Origin of the sequence: Micromonospora sp. NPDC005087 (genome assembly GCF_042872965.1) — a bacterium.
GTDB lineage: Bacteria > Actinomycetota > Actinomycetes > Mycobacteriales > Micromonosporaceae > Micromonospora.
In genome coordinates this window covers 15,216-29,856 of record NZ_JBIALB010000027.1, presented here as the reverse complement: position 1 = coordinate 29,856, position 14,641 = coordinate 15,216, and the positions used below count along the sequence as shown (strand labels likewise).

The 14,641-nt window shown below is 71.6% G+C and carries 11 protein-coding genes and 2 pseudogenes; 8 read left to right on the top strand and 5 right to left on the bottom strand.

Features of this window, described 5'->3' with window-relative positions; all coding sequences use genetic code 11:
* Window positions 1–8: 8 nt before the first annotated feature.
* A pseudogene (locus ACFYPS_RS33355) lies at window positions 9–1,095 on the bottom strand (epoxide hydrolase family protein).
* A gap of 113 nt (window positions 1,096–1,208) precedes the next feature.
* Between ACFYPS_RS33355 and ACFYPS_RS33350 the strand changes: the two are divergent.
* The 4 genes from ACFYPS_RS33350 to ACFYPS_RS33335 all read left to right on the top strand — a co-directional run bounded on the left by ACFYPS_RS33350 (window position 1,209) and on the right by ACFYPS_RS33335 (window position 6,140).
* On the top strand, window positions 1,209–1,688 hold the full coding sequence (locus ACFYPS_RS33350; protein ID WP_354968191.1) for a MarR family transcriptional regulator: 480 nt from the start codon (window positions 1,209–1,211) through the stop codon (window positions 1,686–1,688).
* A gap of 153 nt (window positions 1,689–1,841) precedes the next feature.
* The gene (locus ACFYPS_RS33345; RefSeq protein ID WP_387329987.1) at window positions 1,842–3,629 is read left to right on the top strand and encodes a hypothetical protein; all 1,788 of its coding nucleotides are present in this window, start codon (window positions 1,842–1,844) and stop codon (window positions 3,627–3,629) included.
* A gap of 35 nt (window positions 3,630–3,664) precedes the next feature.
* Window positions 3,665–4,729: a glycosyltransferase family 2 protein gene (locus ACFYPS_RS33340; protein WP_354968193.1), complete on the top strand. Its 1,065-nt coding sequence runs from the start codon at window positions 3,665–3,667 to the stop codon at window positions 4,727–4,729.
* A gap of 691 nt (window positions 4,730–5,420) precedes the next feature.
* A complete protein-coding gene (locus tag ACFYPS_RS33335) occupies window positions 5,421–6,140 on the top strand; it encodes a sulfite exporter TauE/SafE family protein (protein ID WP_354968194.1) in 720 nt (239 codons plus the stop codon).
* 664 nt (window positions 6,141–6,804) lie between these two features.
* Here ACFYPS_RS33335 and ACFYPS_RS33330 read toward each other — a convergent pair.
* From ACFYPS_RS33330 to ACFYPS_RS33320, 3 genes and pseudogenes are all read right to left on the bottom strand, one after another.
* Window positions 6,805–7,605, bottom strand: a pseudogene (locus tag ACFYPS_RS33330) (S-methyl-5'-thioadenosine phosphorylase); the annotation flags it as partial.
* Between the two features lie 88 nt (window positions 7,606–7,693).
* Window positions 7,694–8,203, bottom strand: coding sequence for a hypothetical protein (locus ACFYPS_RS33325; RefSeq protein ID WP_354968195.1), 510 nt, complete (start codon window positions 8,201–8,203; stop codon window positions 7,694–7,696).
* Window positions 8,196–9,593 (bottom strand): molybdopterin-dependent oxidoreductase, encoded by a 1,398-nt coding sequence (locus tag ACFYPS_RS33320; RefSeq protein ID WP_387329983.1) that lies wholly within the window; start codon window positions 9,591–9,593, stop codon window positions 8,196–8,198. Before ACFYPS_RS33320 ends, ACFYPS_RS33325 begins: the two co-directional genes overlap by 8 nt.
* Before the next feature lie 262 nt (window positions 9,594–9,855).
* Between ACFYPS_RS33320 and ACFYPS_RS33315 the strand changes: the two genes are divergently transcribed.
* Window positions 9,856–10,917, top strand: coding sequence for an NAD-dependent epimerase/dehydratase family protein (locus ACFYPS_RS33315; RefSeq protein WP_354968196.1), 1,062 nt, complete (start codon window positions 9,856–9,858; stop codon window positions 10,915–10,917).
* 15 nt (window positions 10,918–10,932) lie between these two features.
* On the opposite strand, the gene ACFYPS_RS33310 is transcribed toward ACFYPS_RS33315, so the two are convergent.
* Complete coding sequence (locus ACFYPS_RS33310; RefSeq protein ID WP_387329980.1) at window positions 10,933–12,336, bottom strand: hypothetical protein; 1,404 nt, start codon at window positions 12,334–12,336, stop codon at window positions 10,933–10,935.
* 145 nt (window positions 12,337–12,481) lie between these two features.
* Between ACFYPS_RS33310 and ACFYPS_RS33305 the strand changes: the two genes are divergently transcribed.
* From ACFYPS_RS33305 to ACFYPS_RS33295, 3 genes are read left to right on the top strand one after another with little or no spacing between them, the layout of a single operon-like run.
* The gene (locus ACFYPS_RS33305) at window positions 12,482–13,186 is read left to right on the top strand and encodes a glycosyltransferase family 2 protein (protein ID WP_387329977.1); all 705 of its coding nucleotides are present in this window, start codon (window positions 12,482–12,484) and stop codon (window positions 13,184–13,186) included.
* A complete protein-coding gene (locus ACFYPS_RS33300) occupies window positions 13,186–13,920 on the top strand; it encodes a DUF2064 domain-containing protein (RefSeq protein ID WP_354968223.1) in 735 nt (244 codons plus the stop codon). The genes ACFYPS_RS33305 and ACFYPS_RS33300 overlap by 1 nt, the downstream gene beginning before the upstream one ends.
* Complete coding sequence (locus ACFYPS_RS33295) at window positions 13,917–14,609, top strand: class I SAM-dependent methyltransferase (RefSeq protein WP_354968199.1); 693 nt, start codon at window positions 13,917–13,919, stop codon at window positions 14,607–14,609. Before ACFYPS_RS33300 ends, ACFYPS_RS33295 begins: the two co-directional genes overlap by 4 nt.
* The last annotated feature ends 32 nt before the right edge of the window (window positions 14,610–14,641 follow it).

Genomic DNA, 14,641 nt, shown 5'->3' with positions numbered 1-14,641 from the left:
CGTTCGTGTCACTTGATCTGGGTGAGGAAGAAATCCCGGACGTCCTCGGCAAGCAGCTCTGGCACCTCCATCGCGGCGAAGTGGCCGCCACGGTCGAACTCCGACCAGTGCCTGATGTCGTACAGCCGCTCCCCCAGCGGTCGCACCGACAGCGTGATGTCGTGCGCGAACACCGCCACGCCGACCGGCACCCGGCACGGCTGCTGGACTCCCCGCGGGGCGTCGTGGTGGAACCGGCCCGAGGAGGCCGCGGTCGCGGTCAGCCAGTACAGCGAGATGTCGGTGAGCATCCGATCGTCGCTGACCGGCGTGGCGGGATCGGTCCACTGTGCGAATCGCTCGGCGATCCAGAACCAGCTGGCCGACCGGTGAGTCGGTCAGCGCGTAGCCGATGGTCTGCGGGGTGAGCACCTGCAGAGCCTGGTACGGCGGGCGATTCGCCATGAGCTGCCTGACCTTGTCCAGCCGAGCTTCATCCGTCTCGGACAGCTCAATGTCGGCGTCGGGGACCGGCCGGGTCGGCAGGTAGTTGACGTGCACCCCGACGACGCGCTCGGGTGCCACCGCGCCGAGCGCCGTTGAGATGCCCGAGCCGAAGTCGCCACCCTGCGCGCCATAGCGCTCGTACCCCAGGCGGCGCATTAGCTCAGCCCAGGCCCGCGAGACCCGGACGGCGTCCCAGCCGCGCTCATGGGTCGGTCCGGAGAAGCCGTAACCGGGGATGGACGGAATCACCAGGTGGAAGTCGCGCGACAGCGGCTCGATCACGTCGAGGAACTCCAGGAACGAACCGGGCCAGCCGTGGGTGAGGATCAGTGCGAGCGCATCCGGTTTCGAAGACCGGACGTGGACGAAGTGGATGTTCTGGCCGTCGATCTCGGTGGTGAAGTGCGGAAGCAAGTTGAGCTTGGCCTCGTGCTCGCGCCAGTCGTAGCCGGTGCGCCAGTATTCGGCCAGTTCCCTGAGCCGCGCCAGCGGGAAGCCGTAGTCCCACCCGGCGTCGGCGACCTCATTGGGCCAACGGGTGCGGGAGAGCCGGTCGGCCAGGTCGTCGAGGTCGGCCTGAGGGATGTCGATGCGGAACGGCTTGATCATAGCCTTGACTCCAGGGGATCTCATTCAGCGTCTGAACGTTCGTGCGCCTAACGTTTGTTGGCTGAACGGTATCACGATCATTAGTGCTTCCAACGACTCGTTAGACTTGTCACATGGACCACCCAGCCGAGCAGACGCCCGCAAAGTGGGAGAGCCTGCCCAGCTGGCTGCTCACCCAGACCGCCAACCACGCGCACCGCCTGGTGGCCGAGGGGTTCTCGTCCGTCGGTGCCCGCGGCTACCACTACCGCCTGCTGGCAACGCTGGAGGAGTTCGGCCCGGCCAGCCAGGCCGCGCTGGGCCGCCGTAGCGGCATCCACCTCAGCGACATGGTCGCGACGATCAACGAGCTCGCCGACCACAAACTGGTCGAGCGCGCTGCGGACCCCTCCGATCGGCGGCGCAACATCATCTCACTGACCGCTGCAGGCAAGCGGCATCTACGGCGACTGGAGAAACAGTTGGCCGAAACCCAGGACAAACTGCTGGCTCCGCTGTCGCCCGAGGAGCGACAGCGGTTGACCGAGCTGCTGTCCAGGCTGTTGGACCACCACAACCGGCGAACCGACACTCCAGAAGAGCCGTGGCGCTGACTGGGAACGCGCCCAAGAAACCCCTTGAAGGCCCACGCGGTCCGCGAAGCCGTTGTCATCGCCCGGATCACCAATTCGGGATGATCATTCGGCGAGTCCACGCTTCGGGCCGCCCGTCGACAACGCGACCAGCATCGAGGATCATGCATATTTGTGTCTACCCGAGCCGCCGACGGCCCGCCGGTCGCCGCGAGCGACGGCCACAGCCCGGCCCCCGCCGCCCCGGCCCCTGACCGCTGGGCCCGGTGGCGCTGGTTACGCCACGAATGGACCGGCGCGGTGGTCGGTGGCCTGCTGCTCGCGGTGGTGCTGACCTGGCCCACGATGCGGCATCCGGCGAGCACGGTGCCCGGCGACCTCGGCGACCCGACGTTGCAGGCGTGGCAGATCGCCTGGTCGGGCCACTCCCTGGTGAGCCAGCCCCTCGACCTCTGGCACTCGAACACCTTCTACCCGGAGAGGTACACGTTCGCCTACAGCGACACCCTCCTCGGATACGCCCCGATTGGCGCGCTCGGCTCGGGCTTCGAGACCGCCCTGGTCCACTACAACGTCATGTACGTGCTGGTACACGCGTTGGCGTTCGTCGGGGCGTACGCGTTGGTCCGGCAGCTCGGGGCGGGCCGGTGGGGCGGCGCGGTCGCCGGGCTCGCGTGGGCGTACGGGCCGTGGCGGCTGGCGCACGCGGGTCACCTGAACATCCTCTCCAGCGGTGGGATCGCGTTGTCCCTGGCGATGCTGGCACGCGGGCATGGCTGGTCGTTGCGGCACGGGTACCGGCCGGAGCGACGCCGACCCGGGTGGGCGTTGGCCGGGTGGATCGTCGCCGCCTGGCAGGTCAGCCTGGGCTTCGGCATCGGGCTGCCACTGGTCTACTTCCTGCTCGCCGCGGTGCTGGTGGCCTTCGTCTGCTACAGCTGGTCGTGGTGGCGGCAGCGGGCGAGAGTCCCGTTCGGCCGCCGGTTGCTGCTGGCCGACCTGGCCGGTGGGCTCGTCTTCGGCGCGGTGACGCTGCTCCTGGGGCTGGTCTACCTGCGGGTCGCCGACCTCAATCCGCAGGCCGTGCGGTCCCTGGACTGGACGGAGATGTTCTCGCCGCCGCTGATCGGCTTCGTCACCGCCCCGGCGGACTCCTGGTTGTGGGGTGAACCGCACGCGGCGGCCCGGGAACAGCTGTCCTGGCCCCCGGAGATGGCGTTGCTGCCCGGGATGGCCCTGATCGGGATGGCCATGGCGGGGCTGTTCGTCTCGGTGTATCCGGTCCGGTACCGGGTCGCGTTGGGGCTGGGCGTCCTCGGAACGGTGCTGCTGGGCCTCGGCGCGACGCTGGGTGGCGATGGTGACCCCGGCTACCTCACGCTGTCCCGGCACCTGCCCGGCTGGGACGCGCTGCGGACGCCGGGCCGGATGATGCACTGGACCAGCCTGCTGCTGGCGGTGCTGGCGGCCGGGCTGGTGACGGCGGTCGCCGAGTCGGTGGGACGGTCCCCCACCCGGAGGCGCACGCGGCTGCTCGCGCCGGCGGTTCTGGTGATACCGCTGGCCCTGGTCGGGTTGGAGGGGGTCAACCGCACGCCGCACCTGGTGGTGCCGCGGCCACCGGCCGCGATGCGGGTGGCGCAGGAGCCCGTCCTGCTGCTGCCGATCGGCGGCACGAACGATCTGCACTACATGCTGTGGACGACGGACGGGTTCCCCCGGGTGGCGAACGGGCTGGCCGGCTTCGAGCCCGCCACATTGGCGCAGACCAGGGCGGCGGCGGCTTCCTTCCCCGATTCCGGCAGCGTGGCCTACCTGCGCGGCATCGGGATCCGGTCGGTCGTGGTCATGCCCGACCGGGCCGTCGGGACGCCGTGGGAGGGCATGGCGGCCCGGCCGGTCGACGGACTGGGCATCACGCGGGAGGAGCTCGATGGTGTGCTGGTCTACCACCTCGGGTGACGGCTCCCCGGTTACGGGCCGGGCGGGGTGACGACGTGCGGCTGTCGGTAGTGGTGCCCTGCTTCAACGAGGAAGCGTCGGTGGAAGGGCTGCACCGGGCGGTGACCGCCGCGCTGGCCGAGCTGTCCGACGTCGATGTCGAGGTGGTCTACGTCGACGACGGAAGCGCGGACGGCACCCTCGTGGCGCTGCGCCGGCTGGCCGCCGGCGACCCGTCGGTGCGGTACACGTCGCTGAGCCGGAACTTCGGCAAGGAGGCGGCGATGCTGGCCGGCCTGGAGCGCGCCACCGGGGACGCCGTGGTCATCATGGACGCCGACCTGCAGCACCCGCCGCGACTGCTGCCCGACATGGTGGCGCTGTACCGCCAGGGGTTCGACCAGGTGATCGCCCGCCGGGACCGGCATGGTGACCGGTTCCTGCGGATGCTCGCCTCGCGGTCCTTCTACCGGATGGTCAACTGGTGGATCGACGTACGGCTGCTGGACGGCGCGGGCGACTTCCGGCTGCTGTCCCGGCTCGCGGTGGACGCCGTGCTGGCCATGCCCGAGTACAACCGGTTCTCCAAGGGACTGTTCTCCTGGATCGGGTTCCGGACGGTCGTGGTCGCGCACCGCAACGAGACACGTCGGGCCGGTCGGAGTCGGTGGACGTTCGGCAAGCTCTTCAACTACGGGTTCGACGGTCTCCTGTCGTTCAACAACCGGCCGCTGCGACTGGCCATCTACGGCGGCCTGTTCCTCACCCTGATCGCGCTGGGATACATGATCTGGGTGGTCGCCGACGCCGTGGAGAAGGGCATCGACGTCCCCGGCTACACCACCATCATCGTCAGCGTGATCGGTCTCGGCGGGATCCAGATGATGATCCTCGGCGTCGTCGGGGAGTACATCGGCCGGATCTACTACGAGACCAAATGCCGGCCGCACTACCTGGTCCAGGAGACGGAGGACCTGCTGACGGAGAGCGGGCAGGCCCCGCGCGTCCCGGCCCGGCCGGTGGACCCCGTCCGGCAGCGGATGCCCTCCCGCGAGGAACCCTCCCGGCACGACCGCCTCCGTCGCGCCGCCGACCGGTCCGTGCGGGGCGACGCGCCGTAGCTGCCGGGCGGGGACCTGGCGGCCTCCGCGGCGGCTAGCGGCGGAGAAGTACCAACTGACCTGGTCGCCGTGGCCCATGATGAGGTCATGACGACATGTGGGCGCTGCGGTTCGCCGGTCCCGCGTTGGCACCGGCGCGCTGGCGCCGCCGCCACCGGCGCGGCTGCCGGGGGTGCATCGGCGGTCGGCGTCGTCAGTCTCGGCGCCCTGGCCGTCGGCGCGCTGGCCCTGGGTTCCGTCGCCGTCGGTGCGATGGCAATCGGGCGCCTGGTGGTCCGCCGCGCGGCCGTACGACACCTGCAGCTCCGTTCGGTACGCGTCGATCGGCTGGAGATCGACGCTCTCCTCGTAGGGGACGATGGGGGACGTACGTCCCACAGCAATCTCGATGCTCCTATTGGACGTCAACCCGTGACTCCTTGACCCCAGGCACCGACACAGCCGCCCGACCTGCTCCTCCGCTACAAATGCGGGGGTGTCTCGGCCGGTGCACCGCCTTGAATACTCGCGTGGCTACTCAGCCCGCACAGGTGTAACCGGGTACGGCTGTTCCCCGCGTAGTAGGGACCCCGCGATGCCGCCGTCCGGCCTGAACGGCAGACTCATGAGCATTGCCGGCCGCTGGTCGTGTGTCGGGGATCTCCGGGCCGGCCGGTTGTCCGCCCGCCGTCCGGTGCGTCAGTCTCAGCAGGTGGTGATCCTGCTCAGCGCGTTCGGCATCGTGCTGCTCGGCGCCTTCGCCCAGGCGGTCAGCGGCTTCGGGTACGCGCTGGTGACCGTGCCGTTGCTGACCGCCGCCGTCGACCCGCGCGCCGCCGTGGTGGTGTCGGCGCTGACCGGCGTCGGGCTGACCGTCACCGCGGCCATCCGGGAACGCGCCCACGCCCGGTGGCGGGTCGCGGCGGCACTCACCGCCACCGCCCTGCTCGGCCTGCCGGCCGGCCTGCTGGTTCTCGCGCTCGCTCCGGAGCGGCTGTTGAGCGCGCTGATCGCGGTCGTGGTGCTCGGCTGCGCCGCACTGGTCTGGTCCAGGGCACGGATCCGCACCGGACGGATCGGTCTCGGGGCCATCGGCATCCTCGTCGGGGTGCTAACCGCCGCCACCGGGACGAACGGGCCGCCGCTGGTCGCCGCGTTCCAGTCGCTCGGCTACGACCCGCGCACCTTCCGGGCCACCCTGGCGGCGACCTTCTCGGGCACCAGTCTGATAGGGCTGACGGGGTTCCTGCTGGCCGGTCAGATACACGCCGATGTGGTGCGGATCTCCCTCGTGGCGCTCCCCGCGGTGCCGCTGGGCTGGTGGCTGGGAAACCGACTGTTCCACCGCATCGACCCCGTTGTGTTCCGACGGATCGTGCTGATCGGGCTGCTCGGCAGCGCCGGTGCCGCGCTCGCGAGCATGGCCGGCTGAGCCGGTCGTCCACAAACCCCTTCGAAGCGTCAGCGGAAGTCGCGTGCCGGGGCGATCAGCGGTCCGATTCCGTCGAGCCGGTCACCGGTGAGCCTGGTTACCCCTCGTGCCGCTGCAATCCGCCGCGAATCACCCGCGCTCACGGTCGAGCGTCAGATCGCGCGCAGCCAGCGTTGGGCGAGTGTCGCAATAAGCGCCGCTGCCGCGGCGGCGAGGATCTCAACGACTATCTTGACGAGAATCGCGTTCATGGTGCTCAGCTTCCGGTTGGTCTGCGCTGGTCCGGGTGGGCCCCCGGCCAACGGAACATAGACATGCCAGGCTAACGAGAGGTGTAGGGAGAATGACTGTTCAGGACCGGACCGGCGTCATTGGCCTGCTCAGCGCCTCCACCCTCGTTGGTTGACTCGCGGGGTTGAGCGTCATGGAGCAGCGAATTCACGCGGTGATGAAGTGCCTGGGCGGCACTCCGAAGACTGAGGTCGCCGCCCGGTATGGGGTGTAGCGGCAGACGATCGACAATTGGCTGGCTCGGTATGCCGCCGAGGGCGTCAGGCGCGGACACGGCTGCCGCCGGCAATGTCAACGCCGGGGCCGGCTGTCACGGCCGGCCGGAACCCCGGCACGACCCCGCAGCCGTGGCGAGGTTCCGGATCTGCGGGTCGGGCAGCGGGAATGGGAGCGTGATGCCGTCAAGTGCGCGGAGGCAGAGGCAGTCCCGCTGCTCGGGCAGCCGTTCGGCAACGGAGAGCAGCAGGGTACGCAGCCGGGCCGTGTTCTCGCCGAAGACCCGGAACACCTCCTCCTGGGTCACGGCGTCGCCGCCAGCGACCCCGGCGTCAAAGTCGGTGACCAGCGCGATCGCGCTGTAACACAGCGCCAACTCCCGAGCGAGAACCGCTTCCGGGTGCCCGGTCATGTTGATGATCGAACCGCCGAGGCCGGCGTACCACTGGGATTCCGCCCGGGTGGAGAAGCGCGGCCCCTCCACGACGACCATCGTGCCTCCGTCGTGCGCGGCCATGTCGTGCCGCCGCGCCGCCGTCAGCACCGACGTGCGCCCGGCGGGACAGTACGGGTCGGCGAAGGAGACGTGTACCGCGCCTTCGTCGTAGTAGGTCTGGATGCGGCCGCTGGTGCAATCGATCAGCTGGTCGGGCACGACGAGCGTGCCCGGTCCGAGGTCGGGCCGGAGGCTGCCGACCGCGCACGGGGCGAGAATCTGGCGTACACCGATCGAGCGCAGCGCCCAGAGATTGGCTCGGTAGGGGATCCGCTGCGGCGGAAGCCGGTGGTCCCGCCCGTGCCGCGGCAGGAACGCCACCGAGCGGCCGGACACCTCGGCCACCGTGATCGGATCGGAGGGCGGCCCGTACGGGGTGGAGACTGTGTGCTCGACGGCCCCATCGAGCAGGGCGTAGAGCCCGGAGCCCCCGATGACCGCGATTTCGGCGAACGGTTCCACCGCCAACCTTTCTCTGTTCTGCCTGCGGGTAGGACGGCTGTTGTAGTGCGGCGTGACGCCGGTGGTGACGGATGCCGAGACCGCCAGGTCACCCTGGCCCCAATGCACCCGGCGGCCCGGAGCGTTGCCGCCACCGGGCCCACCTGATCACCCACACCGTCGCGCTGATCAGGAACAGCCCGCCGCTGATCGCCAGCCAGCGGGCGAGGTACGGAAACCGGTCCTGGCCGGTCGCGGCTCGGTAGGTGTCCTCGCTCAGGCCGAGGATTCCGGGAAGGAAGACCAGGAAGAGCACCCCGGCGGCGAGCGCCGGTATTCGGACGTGGTTCAGCAGGCTGCTTCGCGCCGGTCCAACCTCGCGGCCTCCGCCGCGGGCCGCCCTACGCAGTGCGCGGTCCACGGTCGCGTAGCTCGGGAAAAGGATCAGGTCGTGGGACACGACCGCGCCCACGAACCACAGCAGCATGCGGCCGGCCGTCGCCTCTCCTGCCAGCCGCAGCACGACCCAGCCGGCGACGGCGAGACACAAGATCATGAACAGCGCGTGCCTCAGACCCGCGCCGTAGCCGGTTCGTAGGCGTGCGACGGCCTCACTCATCGCCGCGGCTCCGGAACTCGACTCGGGCCACCCACTTCGTGCAGTGGACACCGGGCAGTGCCGGGACGATGACCCGCGCCGGATATCCGTGGTCGACGGACAGATCGGCGCCGTTGACCCGGAGCGCGAGCAGCGAATCGGGGTCGAGAACCTGGTTGGACTGCAGCGTCGCCTGCCGGAACAGGCCCGCGGATTCCAGCGACTGGACGTGCGCCGAGGCGGGATCGGTCACGCCGGCGAGGACGGCCAGGTCGCGAAGCCGTACCCCGGTCCAGGTCTGTAGAGTCGACCAGCCCTCGACGCAGGCGATTGGCAGCCGGGCGGTGTGCTGGCCCATCGCCAACAGGGCGGCGCGATCGAGTTGGACGGTGCGACCGACCCCGGTGAGCATCAGCTGCCACTCCGGGCCGGTGTCCGCCGGTCGGATGCCGGCCGCCGCGGCGGTGCGGTTGATCTGAAAACCGTTCGGTCCCGCACCGGGATTCCGCCCGCGCGGCAGCAGAAGGGCGGCGCGGCGAAGCGGGCCGTCGAGAGTCTGCCCGACCGTCAGCACCGCCAGCAGCAGCGAGCCGCCGCCGACCAGGGCTACCGCGCCGCGCCGGCTCAACGTGGCCTGTCCGGGAAGGGCGGGCACCAGCCCGTCCGGGTCGGCCGGTTCGGGCCGGGTCGCGACGCGGGAGGTGTGCAGGACGTCTCGGACCGGGCGGGACCGCAGCGCGGAGACCAGCCGGGGCAGCTTCAGAGCGACGTGCGAGACGAGCGCGACGGTGAACACCCACGCACCGAAATAGTGCGCGGTGTAGAAGTCGAAGCCGAAGAGGTACGAGTACTGCATGTTGAGCAGGCCGGTGACGATCTGGAAAAGGATCCCGCCCACCAGGAGCAGCAGGGACAGTCGCTCCAACACCTGGGCCGCCGAGCGGGCGGGTGGCCAGTCGAACAACTTGGGGACCACCGACCAGAGCTTGGCGAGCACCACTGGGATCAGGACGATGCCGAGGCCGACGTGCAGGCCCTGGGTGAGACGGAACAGCCAGGACGGGCGGGTCGGCCAGTCGAACGGCGGTAGCCGCAGCCAGCCCACGTCGTGGGGAAAGGCTTGCCCGAACTGCGGCCCGTAGGCGGCATAGTCGAGCAGCCCGGTGATGATCACCACGGGGAGCGAGACGAGCAGCACTACGCCGAAGACGGACGTGAGCCAGGGGCCGCGCAGCGGGCTACGCCATGCCCGCCGGACGGCTCGGGTGCCCGGTGCCGGGTGCTGCTCCAGCGCCCGCCACAGCCGGTCCGGGAAGGCGGCGCCGGGCGAGCCCGCCGGGCCGGGCCGGCGTCCGTCATCCGGCTGCCCAGGGTCCTCGGGGCCGGAACGTCGGGGAGTGCGGGCTGGCACTGGTTTTCTCCCTCGCCACCTCGGGGAACGCATCCCGGTCGAGCTGGAGCGGCGTCCGTGACGCGGACGTCCGCGTGCCGCCCCTAGGGATGCAGGCTAGGAGATGCAGCCGCCACTCGGTCGTATTCGCGCCTTACGGAACACTTACCGGCTGGGATGGTCCGACGCGGAGAGCGTGACCCGGGCACCCGGTTGTTACGGAGTCCTGACGTGCGGCCGGAAGCACCCCGCCCGGGGCACCGGTTGGCCTAGCGTGACCAGGATGCGCGTACTCGTCACCGGCGCGGCCGGGTTCATCGGATCGCAGGTCGCGGATCTGCTCGCGACCGAGGGCCACGAGGTGGTCGCGCTGGACGCGCTGCTGCCGCAGGCGCACCGGGGAGAACTGCCCGACTGGTCCGTCCGGCACGACGTGATACGGGGCGACGTACGCGACGCGGCGCTCCTCGAACGGCTGCTGACCGGCGTGGACGCGGTCTGCCACCAGGCGGCCATGGTCGGGCACGGTCTCGACCCGTCCGACGGCCCCGACTATGTCAGCCACAACGACTTCGGCACCGCCGTGCTGCTCGCCGCGATGTACCGGAGCGGGGTGCGCCGGCTGGTCCTGGCCAGTTCCATGGTGGTGTACGGCGAGGGGCGGTACGCCTGCGCCGAGCACGGTGTCGTTCGCCCCGCGTCCCGCCGGGCCGCGGATGTCGCGGACGGTCGGTACGACCCGACCTGCCCGCGCTGCGCCGAGCCGCTCACCCCGCTGCTGGTGCCTGAGGACGCGCCGCTGGAGCCACGCAGCACGTACGCGGCCAGCAAGCTGGCCCAGGAACATCTGGCCGCGGCGTGGGCCCGGCAGATCGGCGGCGAGGTCTGGGCGCTGCGCTACCACAACGTCTACGGCCCCCGGATGCCGCGCGACACACCGTACGCCGGTGTGGCTTCGATCTTCCGCTCCGCGCTGGCCACCGGGCTGCCACCCCGGGTGCTCGAGGACGGCCGGCAGCGGCGCGACTTCGTCCACGTCACCGACGTAGCCCGGGCGAACGTGCTCGCTCTCGCCACCCCGGCCCCCGATGCTCTGGTGCCGGTGAACATCTGCTCCGGCGAGCCGCACACCGTCGGCGAGTTGGCCACGGCGCTCGCGTCGGCGATGGACGGGCCGGCGCCCGTGGTGGTCGGGGGCGCCCGTGCGGCCGACGTGCGGCACGTGATGGCCGACCCGCAGCGGGCGGCAGCGTTGCTGGGCTACAGCGCGCGGGTGCGCTTCACCGAGGGGATCACCGCGTTCGCCACCGATCCGCTGCGTGAGCCGGCCGCCCTCAGCGGCTGATCCGCCGAAGCCGGGTCACGAGACGGTCCACAGCAGGTGGTTGACCGCCAGTGCGGTCGCCGCCTGCCCTATCAACCACCAGCGACGGGTCTTCTCCGGCATCAGAGCCGCGGCCACCAGCAGCCAGACCGTGAACGGCAGCCAGATCCGCTCGACCTCGGCCTTGCTGAGCCCGGACAGATCCGCGCCGACGGCGGTCAGCGCGGCGACCAGCGGAAGCAGCGCCGCTGGACTGGCCGCGCATGCCGCCGAGGCGAGGTCCCGCGGATCGCGATGCCCGGGGGCCAGCTGGGCGCGCACCGCGGCGACGGCGGCGAGCACCGCCCGGCGTAACGCCGGCCCGAGCACCGGGCCGGTCGAGAGCAGCAGCGCCGCGAGATTCGCCCAGACCCAGTAGGCGTACGGGCGCTCGGCCGCCCAGCCCTGGTAGTAGCGCTCGACCACCAGCCGGTACCCCACCCACCAGTAGAAGCCGGCGGCCGTGAACGCGAGCACCACCGCGGCAACCCCGGCGAGCGCGGCGAACAGTGCGCCCATTCGGCGCGCCGGTCGCAGCGCGATCACGGCCAGCGCGAGCAGCCCGACCAGCACGAAACCGTACGACAAATAGAGCGCGAAACCGAGCAGCAGGCCGCCGGCCGCCGCCGCGAGCGGTCCCCGTACCACCAGCAGAGCCAAGCCTACCGCGACCACCCCGGCGAAGATCCCGTCCGCGGAGGCGCCCATCCAGACCGCACCCGGCAGCAGCACCAGGAACGGCACGACGGCCCGCGCGGCGTCGGCGGCGCCGAGCGCTCGCAACGTCACGGGTACCGACACGGCCACCGTCGCTCCGACCAGGACGCAGGCCAGTCCGGCGGCCGTACCGCCACCCAGACCCACCCGTTCGAGCCAGACGAAGAGCAGCAGCGCGCCGGGCGGGTGGCCGGCGGTGTGGGTGGACCAGGACTCCGGCTGGAAGTCGAGGATCCGGCCACTGAAGCTGACCAACGTCGATGGAATGTCGGTGACCCGAGGCACCTCGTGCAGGTATTCCGCCTGCGCGGTCAGCCTGCGGGTCAGGCCGTCCGACCAGCCGTCCACCAGGGCGAGCGACAGTGTCCAGGCGACCGCACCGAGCCAGGCCACGGCCAGCAGGACGCCCCACCGGGCCGTCCTGGCCCAGCGCGGTCCCGCAGCGATCACACCGGCGGCGACCAGCACCGCGATCGGGGTGCCCCAGCCAATGTGCGGCTGCCAGGTCGCGTACAGCGGAGCCGCGCTGGCGCGCAGGCCCACCCCACGCCGGTTGAGCAGCAGGCCGAGGAGCACCGCGGCGACGAGCAGCGCCGCCTCGACGCCCAGCAGCACAAGGTCGGCGGGTCGGCGGCGGAGGGGAGCCCGTTCGGGGGCGGGGGCGAGAGCGGAACCGCGGTCCATGACGATCGGACGGTACGGCCACAACCGGCCCGGCGGCAGCCGAACCACGAGGTCGTCACCGTTCGGTAAGAACCGCTCCGGCAGTAAGGGTTCGGTAATCAATTTCCGGTCCCGGCCGGCCTGCAGAGGTTCTAGCGTCGCCGATATGCCAACTCAGTTCGACCGCGACGCTGCCGCGCCGACCCCGATCGACGTCGTGTTGCCGTGCCTGGACGAGGCCGCCGCACTCCCCCGGGTGCTCGCCGCGCTACCGCCCGGCTACCGGGCGATCGTGGTGGACAACGGGTCTCGGGACGGTTCGCCGGAGGTCGCCACCCAGCACGGCGCACAGGTGGTACACGAACCTCGCCGGGGCTATGGCGCGGCCGTTCACACCGGGCTGGAGGCCGCCGGGACGGAGCTGGTCTGTGTGCTCGACGCCGACGGCTCCTTCGACCCGGCCGAACTGCCCGCCCTGGTCGCGCCGGTCGCGACCGGAACGGCGGACCTGGCGGTCGGTCGCCGCCGGCCCGTCTCTGCCGGAGTGTGGCCGTGGCACGCACGGGCCGGTACGGCCCTGGTCGCGGCGCTCCTACGGCACCAGGGCATACCCCTGCGCGACCTGAGCCCGATCCGGGTGGGCCGCCGCGAGGGGCTACTCGCCCTGGGCGTCGCCGATCGGGCGTTCGGCTATCCGCTGGAACTACTGATCCGAGCGGCCGCGGCCGGCTGGCGCATCCGCGAGATCGACGTGACGTACGCGGCCCGCGCCGCCAGCACCCGGTCGAAGGTCTCCGGCTCGGTACGCGGCACGTTGCGCGCCACCCGCGACTTCGCGGCCGTGCTGCGCACCGTGGACGTGAACCGTTGATCTCCGCCGGCGATCCCGGCTCCGCGCCCCCCGACGGCAGTTCGGACGGCACGAACGCGGTTCTGCTGGTGGTGGCCAAGGCGCCGGTGCCGGGTGCGGTCAAGACCCGACTCTGCCCGCCCGCCACTCCGCTGCAGGCGGCCCGGATCGCCGCCGGGGCGCTGCGGGACACCCTGGACGCGGTCCGCGCCACCCCCGGGGTGACCCCGGTGCTCGCGTGCGCGGGCCGACTGGCCGACGGCGAGGACGCCGTCGGGCTGACCGCGACGACCGCCGGTTGGACCGTGCTCCCGCAGCGCGGGACCGGGTTGGGAGAGCGGCTGGCCAACGCCCACGCGGACGTGGCAGCGGCCTTTCCGGATCGACCGGTGCTCCAGATCGGCATGGACACCCCACAGGTCACGGCACATCGGCTGGCCGCCGCCGTGCGCCAGCTCGCCAGCGTGGAGGCGGTCCTGGCCGAGGCGGCCGATGGCGGTTGGTGGGCGTTGGGGCTACGCGACCCCCGACACGCGTCCGTGCTCCGGACCGTGCCGATGTCCACGCCTGAAACCGGCCGGCGTACCCGGGCCGCGCTGGTGCGACGCGGACTGCGGCCCGTGCCGCTGCCGGTGCTGCGTGACGTGGACGAGTGGCCCGATGCGCTGGCGGTGGCCGCAGCGATCGCCGGTGGCCGCTTCGCGCGGCAGGTCACGGCTGTCCACCGCACCTTGGATTCCGGCGGGCTCCGATGAGTTCCATCTCCACCGTCTCCGCGAACGGCGGCGGTTTCGCCTCCACGCTGCGCGCCCGGGACACGGACGACCACTGGCTCGTGTACGGGGACGGCACACGCAGCCGGCTGCCGGTTCGTCGCTGGCACGGGCCGGCCGAACCGGCGACAGCCGAGGTGTTGGCCCGCTGCACCGGCCCGACGCTCGATCTCGGGTGCGGCCCGGGCCGGTTCACGCTGGCGCTCGCCCGCGCCGGGATCACCGCGGTCGGGGTCGACGTCTGCGCCTACGCGGTCGCCAACGCACGGACCCGAGGAGCCGTGGCGATCCACCGCGACCTGTTCGACCCGCTGCCCGGTGAGGGCCGATGGGCCCATGCCGTCCTGCTCGACGGGAACGTCGGCATCGGCGGTGACCCGGTCGCGCTGCTCCGCCGCTGCCGCGCCCTGCTCGACCCGGCCGGCACGGTGCTGGTCGAACTCGATCCGCCGGGCTCCGGGCTGTGGCAGGGGCTCGCCCGGATCGCCGCACCACGTCGTCCGGGCCGTTCGGTCCTCGGCCCGGCGTTCCGCTGGGCCCGGCTCGACACCCGGGCCGCCCAGCACGTCGCCTCCCGGGCCGGCCTGTCCGTGCGGGAGATCGTCGAGCACCGTGGGCGTTGGTTTGCCGAGCTCACCGTGTCGCCGTCCCCGCCGACGACGCACCGCTGAGCCGCCCGCGCGTTCGACGGGCCCGGAGAGCA